Origin of the sequence: Streptomyces sp. GbtcB7 (assembly GCF_019091445.1) — a bacterium.
In the GTDB taxonomy this organism is placed as follows: domain Bacteria; phylum Actinomycetota; class Actinomycetes; order Streptomycetales; family Streptomycetaceae; genus Streptomyces; species Streptomyces mirabilis.
The window spans coordinates 30,986-47,300 of sequence record NZ_JAGXJM010000017.1; the positions used below are offsets into that span (position 1 = coordinate 30,986).

General features: G+C 70.8%; 13 protein-coding genes. 2 read left to right on the top strand and 11 right to left on the bottom strand.

Features of this window, described 5'->3' with window-relative positions; genetic code table 11:
- The first annotated feature begins 247 nt into the window (after nucleotides 1-247).
- Nucleotides 248-3,388 (top strand): NACHT domain-containing NTPase, encoded by a 3,141-nt coding sequence (locus KVT44_RS26565; protein ID WP_217569172.1) that lies wholly within the window; start codon nucleotides 248-250, stop codon nucleotides 3,386-3,388.
- A gap of 66 nt (nucleotides 3,389-3,454) precedes the next feature.
- Here the strand turns inward: KVT44_RS26565 and KVT44_RS26570 are convergent, their stop codons facing one another.
- Nucleotides 3,455-5,980 carry an ATP-dependent Clp protease ATP-binding subunit gene (locus tag KVT44_RS26570; RefSeq protein ID WP_054237510.1) on the bottom strand — a complete coding sequence of 842 codons (2,526 nt, stop codon included), beginning with the start codon at nucleotides 5,978-5,980 and terminating at the stop codon, nucleotides 3,455-3,457.
- A 430-nt stretch (nucleotides 5,981-6,410) separates the two neighbouring features.
- Here KVT44_RS26570 and KVT44_RS26575 point away from each other — a divergent pair, with 430 nt between their 5' ends.
- Nucleotides 6,411-7,091, top strand: a complete 681-nt coding sequence (locus KVT44_RS26575) for an SCO3374 family protein (protein WP_217569174.1) — start codon at nucleotides 6,411-6,413, stop codon at nucleotides 7,089-7,091.
- A 34-nt stretch (nucleotides 7,092-7,125) separates the two neighbouring features.
- Here KVT44_RS26575 and KVT44_RS26580 read toward each other — a convergent pair whose 3' ends face one another.
- From KVT44_RS26580 to KVT44_RS26625, 10 genes are all read right to left on the bottom strand, one after another.
- Nucleotides 7,126-7,461 (bottom strand): Lsr2 family protein, encoded by a 336-nt coding sequence (locus KVT44_RS26580; protein WP_095853285.1) that lies wholly within the window; start codon nucleotides 7,459-7,461, stop codon nucleotides 7,126-7,128.
- Nucleotides 7,462-7,688: 227 nt separating this feature from the next.
- Nucleotides 7,689-8,234 (bottom strand): amino-acid N-acetyltransferase, encoded by a 546-nt coding sequence (locus KVT44_RS26585; RefSeq protein WP_099921324.1) that lies wholly within the window; start codon nucleotides 8,232-8,234, stop codon nucleotides 7,689-7,691.
- Nucleotides 8,235-8,243: 9 nt separating this feature from the next.
- Complete coding sequence (locus tag KVT44_RS26590) at nucleotides 8,244-8,789, bottom strand: BlaI/MecI/CopY family transcriptional regulator (RefSeq protein ID WP_217569176.1); 546 nt, start codon at nucleotides 8,787-8,789, stop codon at nucleotides 8,244-8,246.
- Nucleotides 8,790-8,931: 142 nt separating this feature from the next.
- Entirely contained in the window at nucleotides 8,932-9,111 is a 180-nt protein-coding gene (locus tag KVT44_RS26595) for a hypothetical protein (RefSeq protein ID WP_054237505.1), read from the bottom strand.
- Nucleotides 9,112-9,124: 13 nt separating this feature from the next.
- The gene (locus KVT44_RS26600; RefSeq protein WP_217569346.1) at nucleotides 9,125-9,748 is read right to left on the bottom strand and encodes a hypothetical protein; all 624 of its coding nucleotides are present in this window, start codon (nucleotides 9,746-9,748) and stop codon (nucleotides 9,125-9,127) included.
- A gap of 1,015 nt (nucleotides 9,749-10,763) precedes the next feature.
- Nucleotides 10,764-11,561, bottom strand: coding sequence for a type III pantothenate kinase (locus KVT44_RS26605; protein WP_099921327.1), 798 nt, complete (start codon nucleotides 11,559-11,561; stop codon nucleotides 10,764-10,766).
- 5 nt (nucleotides 11,562-11,566) lie between these two features.
- Entirely contained in the window at nucleotides 11,567-12,592 is a 1,026-nt protein-coding gene (gene nadC, locus KVT44_RS26610; RefSeq protein WP_217569178.1) for a carboxylating nicotinate-nucleotide diphosphorylase, read from the bottom strand.
- A 5-nt stretch (nucleotides 12,593-12,597) separates the two neighbouring features.
- Complete coding sequence (locus KVT44_RS26615; RefSeq protein WP_099921329.1) at nucleotides 12,598-14,382, bottom strand: L-aspartate oxidase; 1,785 nt, start codon at nucleotides 14,380-14,382, stop codon at nucleotides 12,598-12,600.
- Nucleotides 14,379-15,371: a pantoate--beta-alanine ligase gene (panC, locus tag KVT44_RS26620; RefSeq protein ID WP_217569180.1), complete on the bottom strand. Its 993-nt coding sequence runs from the start codon at nucleotides 15,369-15,371 to the stop codon at nucleotides 14,379-14,381. Before panC ends, KVT44_RS26615 begins: the two co-directional genes overlap by 4 nt.
- The gene (locus KVT44_RS26625) at nucleotides 15,368-16,300 is read right to left on the bottom strand and encodes a Rossmann-like and DUF2520 domain-containing protein (protein WP_075032433.1); all 933 of its coding nucleotides are present in this window, start codon (nucleotides 16,298-16,300) and stop codon (nucleotides 15,368-15,370) included. Before KVT44_RS26625 ends, panC begins: the two co-directional genes overlap by 4 nt.
- Between the last annotated feature and the right edge of the window lie 15 nt (nucleotides 16,301-16,315).

Sequence of the window (16,315 nt, forward strand, 5' to 3'; positions counted from 1 at the left end):
AGCCCTCGCCGCACCGCCGACCACGGCACCGCACACCCCATGGGGGTTGTGTACCGTTGTGTCCGTTTTGCACGTTGCCGGTTGCCTACTACCCACGCTAGTAAGGGAAAAATCGCCTGTGCGTCATGTCACCGCGAGGGCGTGTCGCAAGGCTTTGCGGGACCCTCGCCCCCCGACCGCACTCCCCACCTGCGAGAGGCCCTAGTGTGATCTGCGCAGCCGTCACCGTGCCGTCCGGGGGAGCGTCATGGAACCAGCAGCCATAGGTGCCAAACTGGCCTCGAGCGTGGTCGCGCCGCTCGTCAGGAAGCTGTTCGTGGCGGACGGGCCGGGCGCCGGTCTCGTCGAGAAGCCACTGCGGATCTCCGGGTTCGTCTCCTTCAGGGGAGAGAAGCGGACCCTCGGGGAGAGAGAGCTGACCACGCTGGCCGCCGAGCTGGTCGCACGAGCCCTGCGCACCGGGGAACGCCCGCTGGCCCCCGACGAGGAGCAGGCCGTCGTCCACGCCCTCGCCGACACCCTGCACGCCCTCGGCGACCTCGCCATGACCGACGTACAGGCCGTGGAACTCGGTCACGAGGCGCTCGCCCTGCGGCTGCGCGCCGCGAGCGGCAACCCCGAGCGGGACCTCTCCTTCGACGCGACCCTGTTCTACGAGCGGATCCTGAGCGCGGCCTGCCTGCACATCCTGCACTTCTTCACCCAGCGCTCGGCCTTCGTGGCCCGCACGCTGGTGGAGCAGAGCCGCAGGCAGAGCGAGCTCATCGCCAAGATCGACGAGCTGATCGCGCGGACTCCGCCGCCCGGCGGCACGGATCCCGCCTTCGAACAGCGGTACCTCGCGTACGTCGCGACCAAGCACAGCCGGCTCACCATCTACGGCATCGACCTCGTCAACTCCCCCGAGCGCTGGCCCCTCGACGCCGCCTACCTCAGCCTGCGGGCCGTACGGGCCACCGAGGACGCGGAGGCGACCGGCCCGGGCGGGACACACATCGCGGCCGCCGGCAGCACCCTCCCCGCCGAACAGGCCCTCGCCGAACAGGACCTGGTGCTGCTGCGCGGAGTGGCCGGCTCAGGCAAGACCACCCTCGTGCAGTGGCTGGCCGTGACCGCGGCCCGGGGCGAGCGCGGCGACCGGATCCCGTTCGTCCTGCCCCTGCGCACCCTCGTACGCCGCCCCGACGGACTCCCGGCACCCGACGGTTTCCTCGCCGCCGCCCGCGTGCCCTTCCACGCCACCCAGCCGGACGGCTGGAGCGACCGCGTCCTCGGCGCCGGGCGCGGGCTGCTCCTCGTCGACGGCATCGACGAGATCCCCGAACGCGACCGCGAGCGGACCCGCCGCTGGCTGCGCGAACTGCTGGACGTCTATCCCGGCAACCAGTGGCTGGTGACCTCCCGCCCCTCGGCCGTCCGCGAGGACTGGCTCACCCCCGACGGCTTCACCGAGCTCGCCCTCACCCCCATGAGCCGCGACGACGTCACCGCCTTCATCCGCCGCTGGCACACGGCGGCCCGGCTCGACGCCCCGGACACCGACCGCCTCGACGACTACGAACACTCCCTCCTCACCGCCGTCGGCACCAAGCCCGACCTCGGCCGGCTCGCCACCAACCCGCTGATGTGCGGGCTGATCTGCGCGCTGCACCGCGACCGGCGAGGCTATCTGCCGCACGGCCGCCAGGAGCTGTACGACGCCGCCCTGTCCATGCTGCTGTCGCGCCGTGACGAGGAGCGCGACATGTTCGCGCCCGAACGCACCGGCGGCATCCACCTCACGGAACTCCCGCAGGTCCAGCTCCTCCAGCGCCTGGCCTACTGGCTCATCCGCAACAACCAGTCCGAGATGGACCGCGACCGTGCCGAACGCATCGTCGCCGACGTCCTGCCGTCCCTCCCGTCCGCCGCCGCGCAGGGCGACGCCCCGGCGATCCTGCGCCACCTTCTCGTCCGCAGCGGCCTGCTCCGCGAACCCACCCTCGGCACCGTCGAGTTCGTCCACCGCACCTTCCAGGACTACCTGGGCGCGCGGGCGGCGGTGGAGGACGGGGACTTCGGGCTGCTGGCGCGCAACGCCTTCGACTCCCAGTGGTCGGACGTCATCCGGATGGCGGTCGCCCATGCCCGCCCCCGCGAACGGGCCACCCTCCTGGCCGACTTGACCAAGTCCGCCGAGGAGACGTCCGGAGCGGCGGGTACGCGTATACGACTTCTCGCCCTGGCCGCGCTGGAACACGCCACGGAACTCGACCCTCACGTCCGCGCGGCCGTGGAGCGGAACGCCGCCTCGCTCATCCCGCCCCGTACGACCGAGGAGGCCCGCACCCTCGCCGACGCGGGCCCGCTCGTCCTGGAGCTGCTGCCCGGCCCCGAGGGGCTCACCGACGACGAGGCCAGGGCCGTGGTCATCACCGCGTCACTCATCGGCACGGACGCGGCGCTCCCGGTCCTCGCCCGCTTCCGGTCGCATCGGTCGCTGCTCGTACGGGCCCAACTCACCTGGACCGCCCACCGGTTCGACACCCGGCGCTACACGGCCGACGTCGTCGCCCATCTGCCACCGGACGACCTGTACTTCTGCGCGCACACCGCCGACCAGCTGCGCGCCCTGCGCGACCTCGGCGGCCGCCCCATGCTGCAGGTCGTCGGGGACATCGACGCGGACGACATACGCGAGGGGCTGCTGCCGGACCAGCTGTCCAAACTCGTCGTACGCGACAACCGCGTCCTGCGTGATCTGAGCTTCCTGTCGGATCAGGCACGGCTCGTACATCTGGACGTCAGCGGCGGCAGCCCGTACGTCGACGACCTCACTCCGCTCGCCGGGCTGCCCCTGAAATGGCTTTTGCTCGCCGGGTTGCCCGGACTCGAGAATCCGGAAGCGTTGGCACCGCTCTCGGCATCCCGCACTCTGCGCCTGCTCGACATCGGCATCCCGTTGCACGGGGACTCCCTCGATGAGGTACTCCCCCGGAATCTGCCACTGACGTATCTGCGGTTCACCAGGAACGCTCTGCGGTACACCGGATTGCGCGGCCTGAGTCATATGCACTCGCTGAAGCAGCTGAGTCTGGCCACACTCCCCGAAAACCTCACCCCCGAGGACTTCGAAGAGATCACCCGGCTTCCCGCTCTACAAGAACTTCGTGTGAACTGGAATGCCGTCGGGTGGAGCGCGGGTCCGGTACTGCCGAACGTGACGAGACTGCGGCTCAACAAGTTCACAGGAAACGAAGACCTCTCAAATGTCCCGGCCCTCTTTCCCGGCCTGCGCAGGGTCACGTTCCATCTCGCCCAGGACGTGACCGACGTACCGGAACATCTCCTGGCGTTCCTCCCGGACACCGTGGCCGTCACCGTCGAGAAAACGGACAGCGTGGTGTGAAAAAAAAGGGGCTGCCCCGGGACCGAGGTCCCGGGGCAGCCCCTTCGTTCAGGCGAGCGTCGAGCGCTACGCCTCCTTGCTCAGGTTGGGTCCTGCCCCACCCGCGGCCTGCTCGATCGGCGGGACGTCGGGCAGCGCCGACTTCTCCTCACCGCGGAAGGTGAAGGTCTTGGTGTCGCCCTCGCCCTCCGTGTCGACGACCACGATGTGACCGGGGCGCAGCTCGCCGAAGAGGATCTTCTCCGAGAGCGTGTCCTCGATCTCGCGCTGGATCGTGCGACGCAGCGGCCGCGCGCCCAGGACGGGGTCGTAACCCTTCTTGGACAGCAGTTCCTTGGCGGACTGGGAGAGCTCGATGCCCATGTCCCGGTCCTTGAGGCGCTCGTCCACCTTGCCGACCATCAGGTCGACGATCTTGAGGATGTCCTCCTGCGTCAGCTGCGGGAAGACGACCACGTCGTCGACGCGGTTGAGGAACTCGGGACGGAAGTGCTGCTTGAGCTCGTCCGAGACCTTGTTCTTCATGCGCTCGTAGTTCGACTTCGTGTCACCCGTGGCCGCGAAGCCCAGGTTGAAGCCCTTCGAGATGTCCCGCGTGCCGAGGTTGGTCGTCATGATGATGACCGTGTTCTTGAAGTCCACGACCCGGCCCTGGGAGTCGGTCAGGCGACCGTCCTCCAGGATCTGCAGCAGCGAGTTGAAGATGTCCGGGTGAGCCTTCTCGACCTCGTCGAAGAGGACCACCGAGAACGGCTTGCGGCGCACCTTCTCCGTCAGCTGACCGCCCTCTTCGTAGCCCACGTATCCGGGGGGCGAACCGAAGAGACGCGACACCGTGTGCTTCTCGCTGAACTCCGACATGTCGAGGGAGATCAGCGCGTCCTCGTCACCGAAGAGGAACTCGGCGAGGGCCTTGGACAGCTCGGTCTTACCGACACCGGACGGGCCCGCGAAGATGAACGAACCACCCGGACGCTTCGGGTCCTTCAGACCGGCCCGCGTACGACGGATCGCCTTCGAGAGCGCCTTGACGGCGTCCTTCTGGCCGATGACCCGCTTGTGGAGCTCGTCCTCCATGCGCAGCAGACGCGAGGACTCCTCCTCGGTCAGCTTGAAGACGGGGATGCCGGTCGCGGTCGCGAGGACCTCGGCGATCAGCTCGCCGTCGACCTCGGCGACGACGTCCATGTCGCCGGCCTTCCACTCCTTCTCGCGCTTGGCCTTCGCCGCCAGCAGCTGCTTCTCCTTGTCGCGGAGAGAGGCCGCCTTCTCGAAGTCCTGGGAGTCGATGGCCGACTCCTTGTCGCGGCGGACGCCCGCGATCTTCTCGTCGAACTCGCGGAGGTCCGGCGGCGCGGTCATCCGGCGGATGCGCATCCGGGAACCGGCCTCGTCGATGAGGTCGATCGCCTTGTCCGGCAGGAAGCGGTCCGAGATGTACCGGTCGGCCAGGGTGGCGGCCTGGACCAGCGCCTCGTCCGTGATGGAGACCCGGTGGTGCGCCTCGTAGCGGTCGCGCAGGCCCTTGAGGATCTCGATCGTGTGGGGGAGGGAAGGCTCCGCCACCTGGATCGGCTGGAAGCGGCGCTCGAGGGCCGCGTCCTTCTCGAGGTGCTTGCGGTACTCGTCCAGGGTCGTCGCACCGATGGTCTGGAGCTCACCGCGCGCCAGCATCGGCTTCAGGATCGACGCCGCGTCGATGGCGCCCTCGGCGGCACCCGCACCCACGAGCGTGTGCAGCTCGTCGATGAACAGGATGATGTCGCCGCGGGTGCGGATCTCCTTGAGGACCTTCTTCAGCCGCTCCTCGAAGTCACCGCGGTAGCGGGAACCGGCGACCAGCGCGCCCAGGTCGAGGGTGTAGAGGTGCTTGTCCTTGAGGGTCTCGGGCACCTCGCCCTTGACGATGGCCTGCGCCAGGCCCTCGACGACGGCGGTCTTGCCGACGCCGGGCTCGCCGATGAGGACCGGGTTGTTCTTGGTCCGGCGGGACAGCACCTGCATGACCCGCTCGATCTCCTTCTCGCGCCCGATGACCGGGTCGAGCTTGGACTCACGAGCGGCCTGGGTGAGGTTCCGGCCGAACTGATCGAGGACCAGGGACGTGGAGGGGGTGCCCTCGGCAGGACCGCCTGCGGTGGCGGTCTCCTTGCCCTGGTAGCCGGAGAGCAGCTGGATGACCTGCTGCCGCACCCGGTTGAGGTCTGCGCCCAGCTTGACCAGGACCTGGGCGGCGACGCCCTCGCCCTCTCGGATCAGGCCGAGCAGGATGTGCTCCGTGCCGATGTAGTTGTGGCCCAGCTGAAGGGCCTCGCGGAGCGAGAGCTCCAGGACCTTCTTGGCACGGGGGGTGAAGGGGATGTGCCCGGACGGGGCCTGCTGCCCCTGCCCGATGATCTCCTCCACCTGCTGGCGGACCGCCTCGAGCGAAATCCCGAGGCTCTCCAGGGCCTTAGCGGCGACACCCTCACCCTCGTGGATCAGGCCCAGGAGGATGTGCTCGGTGCCGATGTAGTTGTGGTTGAGCATCCGGGCTTCTTCCTGAGCCAGGACGACAACCCGCCGCGCGCGGTCGGTGAACCTCTCGAACATCGTTAATCGCTCCTCAGAGCGGTCAGGCAGTAAGGGGACGCTCCCCTCCCTGTCCTTCCGCAGCTTAGTCCCGCAAGCGGGGACCGCTCATTCCAACTGCCGACACCGTCCTTGGCCTCCTGACCCCGAACGCCGACATCCTGTCCAACCTGATGGTGCGAGACGATGTTCCCGCAGGCCAGGCAGATACCCTCACCAGCTGTACGCCGATGGCGAACGTGAGATGCCCGAGCCATGCGTGTCGCCCCTCTCACTAGGGATGTCTTACCCGTACGCACTGACACTCCATGCCCCGCGCACCGGTTCCCTCCGCTATGGGCGAACATCCTTGCGCCACCGATCGCCCCCACGCGCTCCTTCTTTCGATACTCAGCGCACATGATGAAACACCCAGCGTAACTCTGGAGCCCTTCTGCCGGTTGCTCCTGACATGCTTCCCACTGTCCCCCTCCCCCGCCGCCCGCTCCACCCGAGCGACTCGGTGCGGCAGTGGTACGAGAACGAACTCGGCTGGGCGACAGTGCCCGGTTCGCCGCTACGACTGGCCGCCGGCCTGCGCTTCGACGTCCTGGACGTCCCTGCGGAGGCGGGTGTCAGGGCCCTGCGACACCTGGGACCGGCCTCTCCGGTGGCACTGCACGCAAGCAGATCGGCACCGTGCGGGGATCCGGCGGCTCGGCATGAGAAGTGGCCGGCTCGGCACGGGAAACGGATGTGGCTGCTGGTGGCCGCGGGAAGCGCGGAGGAGCTACCGGGGCTGCTCGACTGGCTGGAGTGGGGCGCTCTGGCGCTCGATCTCACGGCGATCGGCGCGGGCGGGAGCATCGAGGCTCCGCTGCCGCCGGGGGTGCCCGAAGGGGTGCCCGAGAGGCCACTCACCACGGACGGGGCGGGGACGGACGGGCCCGGCGGGTCCGGTCCACAGGGGGCCGCCGTCTGGCTGCGGCCCCCCGAGCCGGGGTGCGAGGTGGAACCCTCGCTGCCGACCCTGTCGGCCGTGGGGGGCGGTGGGGGCGCCCCCGATCTCGTACGACTCGTGGACACGGTGGCGACACAGTGCCACCGGGTCCGGCTGCGACGCGCGTGCGCCCAGCCGCCGGCCTACTCGTAGACCTTGGCTGGGCAACTGGGCCATGGACCTCGACTCAGCCGTTGGCCTTCTCGTAGGCCTCGCGAATGGACGCCGGAACGCGGCCACGGTCGTTGACCTCGTAACCGTTCTCCTTCGCCCACGCGCGGATCTGTGCGGTGTCCTGGCTGCCACCGGAAGCGACACGCGCCTTTCCACGCCCCCCCGCAGCGCGGCCTCCGGTACGACGACCACCCTTCACGTAGGCCTCGAGAAGGCCACGGAGCTTGTCCGCATTGGCGGTCGTGAGATCGATTTCGTACGTCTTGCCGTCCAGCGCGAACGTCACGGTCTCGTCCGCCTCGCCACCGTCGAGGTCGTCGACAAGAAGGACCTGAACCTTCTGTGCCACCGGATTTCCTTTCATCGATAACTTGAGGGTCGAGGGCCTGCGGCGTGTGCCGCTGTTTCACGTCCCCTGTTATATGCAGTACTGCAGTACGTCGGAAAGCAAACCGCTTTTGCTGGAAAAACACAAACCCCTGGGTGAGACTCGGGGGCCGCTGGAAGACCGGAAACGTGCGCGTTTCGGACATAGGGAACGCGGGCAAGGCGGTCGGACGGAATAGTCGCCGGCGATCACAGATGCAGAAGCATCCGGCTGTTGCCCAAGGTGTTCGGTTTCACTCGTTCGAGACCGAGGAACTCCGCGACGCCCTCGTCATAGGAACGCAGCAGCTCGGCGTAGACATCCCTGTCGACGGGCGTCTCGCCGATCTCCACGAAGCCGTGCTTCGCGAAGAAGTCGACTTCGAAGGTCAGACAGAAAACCCGGCGAACGCCGAGCCAGCGGGCGGTCTGCAGCAACTTCTCCAGCAACTGATGACCGACGCCGACGCCCTTGACCGCGGGGTTCACCGCGAGAGTGCGGACTTCCGCGAGGTCTTCCCACATGACGTGCAGCGCACCACAGCCGACCACCTCGGCGTTGTCGTCGCGTTCCGCGACCCAGAACTCCTGGATGTCCTCGTAAAGCGTCACCGTCGCTTTGTCGAGCAGGATGCCACGGCGGACGTTCGCGTCGAGGAGGCGGCGCACGGCCGGGACATCACTGGTCCTGGCCCGCCGGACGGTGACGGCTTTTGCGGTGTCTTCGGGACGCGGTGCTGGATGCTCTGCTGGCATGGGCGGACGCTATCGCCCGGTGCCGCCCGGGCCGGAGTCGGGGTTCTCGCCCGGCTTCTCACCCTGCTTCTCACCGGACGCCTCGACGGGCTTCTCGTCGGGCTTCTCGTCGGGCTTCTCGACCCGCTTCTCGTCGGCGGCGTCAGGGGTTACACGTGTTTCGCCACCGTCCGCGCCTTGTTCGGGGTCTTCTTCAGGCCCTTGCACGATGTGTACGGCATCCCGCAGCGCGCGCCGCTGTTCCTCGCTCATCATGCCGAAGAAGGCGACGAGAGCGGCGGCGGGGTTGTCGCTCTGGGACCACGCGTCGTTCATCAGTGCGGCCGAGTAGGCGGCACGCGTGGAGACCGCCTCATATCGATAGGCCCGGCCTTCCGCCTCCCTGCGCACCCAGCCCTTCTGATGGAGATTGTCCAAAACGGTCATCACCGTGGTGTACGCGATGGACCGTTCCTGCTGAAGGTCTTCCAGGACTTCTCGAACGGTCACCGGGCGGTTCCACTTCCACACCCGCGTCATGACCGCGTCTTCGAGTTCTCCCAATGGGCGAGGCACAGCTCAGAACAATAGTGGGAGATCACCAACAAAAAGGGCGTACGACTCGAAAAACGTATGAGAACGTATGAGTCGTACGCCGATGAGTGCCCCGGCGGGGACGCGGACCGCGTCGGCCGGGGCATGTGACCTTGGTGTCGCCTCAGGCCTTGGCGTCGGGAGAGGCCTGGCGGGCGCTCTCCGCGCGCGCGAGGGCGGCGTCGACGACCGCGTCCTCCTTGGACTTGTTGGCCCCGCCCTGGGTCTTCACGATCGTCACGATCAACCCGATGAAGAACACGGCCATCACTACGGGGGGCACCAGCGCGGAGACATAGTCCATGCCCCCAGAGTAGCTAGCCCGCGGCGAGCTGCTGCGGCGGGTTCGCCGGTGGCGGCGTGGGTTTGCGCTTCGGCGGGAAGACCTCGCCCGGGGTCGGGATCGGACGGTCCGGGCGCGGGCCCTTGGCCGGGGACTGCGGCCGCGGCTCGGCGGCGGGGCTGCCCGCGGGCTTCTTCACGGGTTCCTCCGCGGCCGAGAGCGCGGCCAGGCCGCCGGGCAGGGCCGTCAGGCGGGTACGGGAGGCGGGGACCGTGGGTGTGGTGCCGCAGCCCGCGAGGCGGGTGCGGACGTGCTGCTCGGCGAGGGTCGCGCAGCGGTCCAGGAGGGCGGCGGCGGTGGGATTGCCGCGCAGCGCCCGGAGCGCGGCGAGGTCGTCCGCGTCGGGACGGTAGCCCGAGCCGAGCGCCTCCTCCAGGAGGACGAGATAGCCCGCGGCGGTGCCGGGCAGGGCGGCCCGGTAGCGGGCGAGGTCGGCCAGCAGGAAGGCCCTGAGCCTGGCTCCCTCGCGGGCCGCCTCGTCGACGGACTCGGCGAGACGGAGGCAGTCCTGGACGTCTTCGGCCGAGGCGGGGGTGGGGTGGAGGGCGAGGGCGAGAGCGCGACGGAGCACACGCAGCTCCTGTGCTCCGAACGCCATGCCGCCGCGGGATCCGTAGGGCGTGGGCATGCGGCGACGATACGCGCTAATCAGACAAAATCCGCATAGCGTCTGCGCGTGTCCCTCCGGGGGGTCGGCGGGGGGTTCGATCCGGGGTCGGGGAGAGGTTCGACCGCGGGTGAGTGTCCCCGACGGCGCGCCCTGCCGGGGCTCCGCCCCGAACCCCGTCCGCCCGACCCCTTCGCCTGCGGGACGGCGGGGGTTGCCCGCGCGGTTCCCCCGCCCCCCAGGGCGGGGGCTTCGCCCCGCATTCCCCGCCCGCGCGAGTTCGTTCGGCTGACGGCCGGTGGGGGCTTGGCGCGCAGTTCCCCGCGCCCCTGACGGGGCGCTGCCCACGCGGCTTTTGCGGCTGCGGGACGGTGGGGGCTGGGCGCGCAGTTCCCCGCGCCCCTAAGAACCTCGGCTCGACCGGTGTTTGAAGGCGAGGCCGAAGGTCGCATCGCGCCCCCAGCCCACATCCATCCAGCCCGTCCGACGTTCGAGTACGAGAACTCGCAGACCGATCCCCGGCCCGCGCCCCTCAGCCCGTCCAGCGCCTGAGGACAAGGCCGAGGGCCGAAGGCCGAACCCCACCCACCCCGGCAATCCACCCGCCCCGGCCCGTGTCTTGGGCCCGTCCGGCGGTTGAGGACGAGGTCGGAGACCGATGCCCCACCCACCCCCGTCAACCCACCCAACCCGGCCCGCATCACTCAGCCCGTCCGGCGTTTGAGGACGAGGCCGGAGACCGATGCCCCACCCACCCCCGTCAACCCACCCAACCCGGCCCGCATCACTCAGCCCGTCCAGCGACTGAGGACAAGGCCGCAGGCCGACGCCCCACCTACCCCCAGGTCCACCCACCCACCCCGGCCCGCATCACTCAGCCCGTCCGGCGTTTGAGGACGAGGCCGTTCAGGCCGATGCGGGGGTCCAGGGGGCGCAGCGCCCCTGGCGGGGCGAAGGGGCGGAGCCCCTGGGACGGGACGGGTAGGGGCGGCGGGGGCGAAGGAAGTCAGGTGCGGGACACGTTGCGTTCGTAGACCAGGCGCAGGCCGATCAGCGTGAGCCACGGCTCGTGCTCGTCGATGACGGAGGACTCGCCGAGAACCATCGGCGCCAGCCCACCCGTAGCGATGACGGTGACGTCGTCGGGATCCTCCGCCAGCTCGCGCACCATCCGGTTGACGACCCCGTCGACCTGCCCCGCGAACCCGTAGATGATCCCGGACTGCATCGCCTCGACGGTGTTCTTGCCGATGACCGCCCGCGGCCGAACCACCTCGATCTTGCGCAGCTGAGCCCCCTTGACCCCGAGCGCGTCCACGGAGATCTCGATACCGGGCGCGATGACACCGCCGACGTACTCACCCCGCGCACTCACCGCGTCGAAAGTGGTCGCCGTACCGAAGTCGACGACGATCGCCGGCCCCCCGTAGAGCTCGACGGCGGCGACCGAGTTGATGATGCGGTCCGCGCCGACCTCCTTGGGGTTGTCCGTGAGGATCGGCACGCCGGTCTTGACGCCGGGCTCGACCAGCACGGCGGGCACGTCGCCGTAGTAGCGGCGGGTCACCTCGCGCAGTTCGTGCAGTACGGACGGGACGGTGGCGCAGATCGCGATGCCGTCGATGCCGTCGCCCAGTTCCTCGCCGAGCAGCGGATGCATGCCCATCAGGCCCTGGAGGAGCACGGCGAGCTCGTCGGCGGTGCGGCGGGCGTCCGTGGAGATGCGCCAGTGCTCGACGATCTCCTCGCCGTCGAAGAGACCGAGGACGGTGTGCGTGTTGCCGACATCGATGGTGAGCAGCATGGGTCCTACTCCGCCTCGTCCGTCGAGGCCTGGTCCGTCGATGCCTGGTCCGTCGACGCCTCGCGCAGGTCGAGGCCGATGTCCAGGATCGGCGAGGAGTGGGTCAGCGCGCCCACGGCCAGGAAGTCGACGCCGGTCTTCGCGTACACCCCGGCGTCGGCGAGCGTGAGCCGCCCCGAGGCTTCGAGGAGCGCCCGGCCCTCCACGATGGCCACCGCCTCCTCGCACTCGACGGGCGTGAAGTTGTCGAGAAGGATCAGGTCGGCGCCCGCGTCCACGACCTCGCGCAGCTGGTGCAGAGTGTCGACCTCGACCTCGATCGGCACCTCCGGGAAGGCCTCGCGGACGGCCTCGAAGGCCTGGGCGACGCCGCCGGCGGCGACCACGTGGTTGTCCTTGACCAGCGCCGCGTCCGACAACGACATGCGGTGGTTGACGCCGCCGCCCATGCGCACCGCGAACTTCTCCAGGGCGCGCAGGCCCGGCGTCGTCTTGCGGGTGTCGCGCACGCGGGTGCTGGTGCCCTCCAGGGCGTCCGCCCACGCGCGTGTGGCGGTCGCGATGCCGGACAGCCGGCACAGCAGGTTCAGCGCGCTGCGCTCGGCGGTGAGGAGGTCGCGGGTGCGGGTGGTGACGCTGAGGAGCTTCTGGCCCTCCTCGACCCGGTCGCCGTCCTCGACGTGCCGCTCCACCTCGAACTCGTCGGTGCAGACCACGGAGATGACGGCCTCGGCCACCCGCAGGCCCGCGACGACGCCCGCGTCACGGGCGACGAAGTCGGCGGTGGAGACGGAGTCCTCGGGGATGGTCGCGACGGTCGTCACGTCCACGCCGTGGTCGAGGTCCTCCTGGATGGCGACGTTCGCGATGTCCTCGACCTCCAGCGGGTCGAGCCCGGCGTCGGCGAGGAGCTGGGCGAGCGCGGGGTCGAGGCCGCACTCCATGTACGCGTCGTCGTCCGCTTCGGCGCCGCAGCCGCAGCCGTCGCCGCAGCCGCCGCTCTGGGCGAGGGGAAGGTCGGGGGTGCTCACTGCTGTCACTGCTCCTGAAGGCGCTGGGGCACGGGGGTCCCCCCTGGTCGGGGGGAGCCGGGGGTTTGCTGGAGGGTCGGGGGGAAGTCTGCGGTGTCCGTGGTGTGTACGGCCAGCGTGCGGTCGGGATTCAGCCGTACGACGATGTGGCGGCGCCAGTCGGCGTCGTCGCGGTCGGCGTGGTCCTCGCGCCAGTGGCAGCCACGAGTCTCCTCGCGCAGGCGCGCGGCCGCGACCAGGACCCGGGCCACGCACAGGAGGTTGGTGGCCTCCCAGGTGTCGACGCCGGGCTCGGAGGTCTTGCCGTTCTCGTCGAGGGCGTCGCGGGCGTCGGTGTGGAGCTGCTGGAGCCGGCCGGTGGCGGTCTCGAGGGACTCGGCGGAGCGCAGCACACCGGCGCCCTCCGTCATGATCCGCTGGATCGCGAACCGGGCCTCGGGGGCGAGCAGGGGGTGGGCGGGCTTCTCGGGGTGCGGGACCGGTACGGGCACGCGCGCGTGGAGGCCGTTTTCCGAGCGGCTCCGCGCGATGTCCGCGGCGATGCGCTCGGCGTAGACGAGGCCTTCCAGGAGGGAGTTGGAGGCGAGCCGGTTGGCGCCGTGGACGCCGGTGCAGGCGACCTCGCCGCACGCGTAGAGGCCGGGCACCGTGGTGCGGCCGCGGGCGTCCGTGCGGACGCCTCCGGAGGCGTAGTGGGCGGCCGGGGCGACCGGGACGGGCTCGGTGACCGGGTCGATGCCGTGGGCGCGGCAGGCGGCGAGGATGGTCGGGAAGCGGTGCTCCCACATGTCGGCGCCGAAGTGCCGGGCGTCGAGGTACATGTGCTCGGCGTCCTGCTCCTGCATGCGCCGCATGATGCCCTTGGCGACGATGTCCCGGGGCGCCAGTTCGGCCAGCTCGTGCTGGCCGACCATGAAGCGCACGCCGTCCGCGTCGACCAGGTGGGCGCCCTCGCCGCGTACCGCCTCCGACACCAGCGGCTGCTGGCCCTCGGCGTCCGGGCCGAGGAAGAGCACGGTCGGGTGGAACTGGACGAATTCGAGGTCGGAGACCTCGGCGCCCGCGCGCAGGGCGAGTGCCACGCCGTCGCCCGTGGAGACCGACGGGTTGGTGGTCGCGGAGAACACCTGGCCCATGCCGCCGGTGGCGAGGACCACGTTGGGGGCGTGGACGGCTCCCACGCCGTCGTGCTGGCCCTCTCCCATGACGTGGAGGGTCACACCCGCGGTGCGCCCGTCGGAGTCCGTGAGGAGGTCCAGGACGAGCGCGTTCTCGACCGTGCGCAGGCCACGCGCGCGTACCGCCTCGACGAGGGCCCGGGAGATCTCGGCGCCGGTCGCGTCGCCGCCCGCGTGCGCGATGCGGCGGCGGTGGTGGCCGCCCTCACGGGTGAGGGCCAGCTCGCCTTCGGTGGACTCGTCGAAGTGGGCGCCGGTCTCGATCAGGCGGCGTACGGCGTCGGGGCCCTCGGTGACGAGGATGCGCACGGCGTCCTCGTCGCACAGGCCCGCGCCCGCGACGAGGGTGTCCTCGAGGTGCTGTTCCGGGGTGTCGCCCTCGCCGAGGGCCGCGGCGATGCCGCCCTGTGCCCAGCGCGTGGAGCCGTCGTCGAGGCGGGCCTTGGTGACGACGACGGTCCGCAGGCCCGCGGCCTCGCAGCGCAGCGCCGCGGTGAGGCCCGCGACGCCGGAGCCGACGACCACCACGTCCGCGGTGAGGGCCCAGCCGGGGGCGGGTGCGTGCAGTCGTATGCCAGTACCCGTAGGTGTACCTGTGCCTGTGGCGGTCACGAGGCGGCTCCGAAGGTGAGGGGGAGGTTGTCGATCAGGCGGGTCGTCCCGACCCGGGCGGCGACGGCGAGGACCGCCTCGCCGGTGAAGTCGTCCTCGATCTCGGTGAAGTCGGACGGATCGACCAGCGCCAGGTAGTCCAGGACCAGCGGCGGCTGGAGGCGGGCGGCCTCGTCCAGGACGAGGCGGGCGGCGGCGCGGACGGCGGCGGGGGCGCCGGGTACGGCCTTGGCGACCGCGTGCGCGTCGGCGGCGGCGCGGGATTCGCCGATCGCGCTCAGCGCCTCGGCACGCGCGCGTGTGGCGGGCACTTCGCGGGCCCGGGCGCGCAGGGCCTCCTGGGCGGCGTGCCGGTCGCGGCCCGCGAAGAGGGCCTGCGAGAGGGCGAGCGCGGTGCGCCGCTCCTCGGGCGCGAGGTAGCGGTTGCGGCTGGAGAGGGCGAGCCCGTCCTCCTCGCGCACGGTGGGCACGCCGACGATCTCCACGCCGAAGTTCAGGTCGCGCACCATGCGGCGGATCAGGGCGAGCTGCTGGGCGTCCTTCTGCCCGAACAGCGCCGCGTCGGGCCGGGTGAGGTGCAGCAGCTTGGCGACGACGGTGAGCATGCCGTCGAAGTGACCGGGGCGCACGGCACCCTCCAGGCGCTCGCCCATGGGGCCCGCGGAGAGGCGGACCTGGGGGTCGCCGCCGGGGTAGACCTCGTCCACGGAGGGGGCGAACACGGCGTCCGCGCCCGCCTCCTCGGCGATCTTGAGGTCGGCGTCGAGGGTGCGCGGGTAGCGGTCGAGGTCCTCGCCCGCGCCGAACTGGAGCGGGTTCACGAAGACCGTGACGACGACCTCGCCCTCGGGCCCGGCGATCTCGCGGGCGGCGCGGATCAGCGTGGCGTGGCCCTCGTGCAGGGCGCCCATGGTCATCACGACGGCCCGGCTGCCGCGCCGTACGCGCGCGTGCAGCTCGTCGGCGGTGCGCAGCAGGGTGGTGGTCATCGGTCGCTCCCGTCGTCGGGCAGGGTCGCGCCGTCGGCGAGTACCCCGAGGAGGTCCTCGGCGAGTTCCGGCTTCAGCAGGCCGTGGGCCAGCGCCCGGTCGGCGGTCGCGCGGGCCATCGCGAGATAGCCGGCGACGGTCCCCGGGGCGTGCTTGCGCAGTTCGGCGACGTGCGCGGCGACCGTGCCTGCGTCTCCGCGCGCGACGGGCCCCGTGAGGGCGGCGTCGCCCGACCTGAGGGCGTTGTCGAGGGCGGCGCCGAGCAGTGGGCCGAGCATCCGGTCCGGGGCCTCGACGCCGGCGGTGCGCAGCAGTTCCATGGACTCGGCGACCAGGGTCACCAGGTGGTTGGCGCCGAGCGCGAGGGCCGCGTGGTAGAGCGGGCGGGACTCCTCGGCGATCCACTCGGGCTCGCCGCCCATCTCGATCACCAGGGCCTCGGCGGCCAGGCGCAGCTGTTCGGGCGCGGTGACCCCGAAGGAGCATCCGGCGAGCCGCTGCACGTCCACGGGGGTGCCGGTGAACGTCATGGCGGGGTGCAGCGCGAGCGGCAGGGCGCCCGCCCTGAGCGCCGGGTCGAGCACCCGCGCGCCGTACCGCCCGGAGGTGTGCACGAGCAGTTGTCCGGGCCGGATGGCGCCCGTCTCGGCGAGCCCCTCGACGAGCCCGGGCAGGGCGTCGTCCGGGACGGTCAGCAGGACCAGGTCGGAGCGCTCCAGGACCTGCGCCGGGGAGAGCAGCGGCACGTCGGGCAGGAGCAGCGCGGCCCGCCGCCTGGAGGCGTCGGAGACCCCGGAGACGGCCACCGGGCGGTGCCCGGCGAGCTGGAGCGCCGCGGCGAGGGCGGGGCCGACCCGCCCCGCGCCCACAACGCCGACGGTGAGCCGCGCGGGGCGGTCCTTGGGGTCTGGCTGGGGGAATGTACTCACTCGACGGCGGCCTTC

Coding starts and splice junctions, on each gene's coding strand:
- KVT44_RS26565 (WP_217569172.1), top strand. CDS start 248: ATGGAACCAGCAGCCATAGGTGCCAAACTGGCCTCGAGCGTGGTCGCG.
- KVT44_RS26570 (WP_054237510.1), bottom strand. CDS start 5,980: ATGTTCGAGAGGTTCACCGACCGCGCGCGGCGGGTTGTCGTCCTGGCT.
- KVT44_RS26575 (WP_217569174.1), top strand. CDS start 6,411: ATGCTTCCCACTGTCCCCCTCCCCCGCCGCCCGCTCCACCCGAGCGAC.
- KVT44_RS26585 (WP_099921324.1), bottom strand. CDS start 8,234: ATGCCAGCAGAGCATCCAGCACCGCGTCCCGAAGACACCGCAAAAGCC.
- KVT44_RS26595 (WP_054237505.1), bottom strand. CDS start 9,111: ATGGACTATGTCTCCGCGCTGGTGCCCCCCGTAGTGATGGCCGTGTTC.
- KVT44_RS26600 (WP_217569346.1), bottom strand. CDS start 9,748: ATGGCGTTCGGAGCACAGGAGCTGCGTGTGCTCCGTCGCGCTCTCGCC.
- KVT44_RS26605 (WP_099921327.1), bottom strand. CDS start 11,561: ATGCTGCTCACCATCGATGTCGGCAACACGCACACCGTCCTCGGTCTC.
- panC (WP_217569180.1), bottom strand. CDS start 15,371: ATGACCACCACCCTGCTGCGCACCGCCGACGAGCTGCACGCGCGCGTA.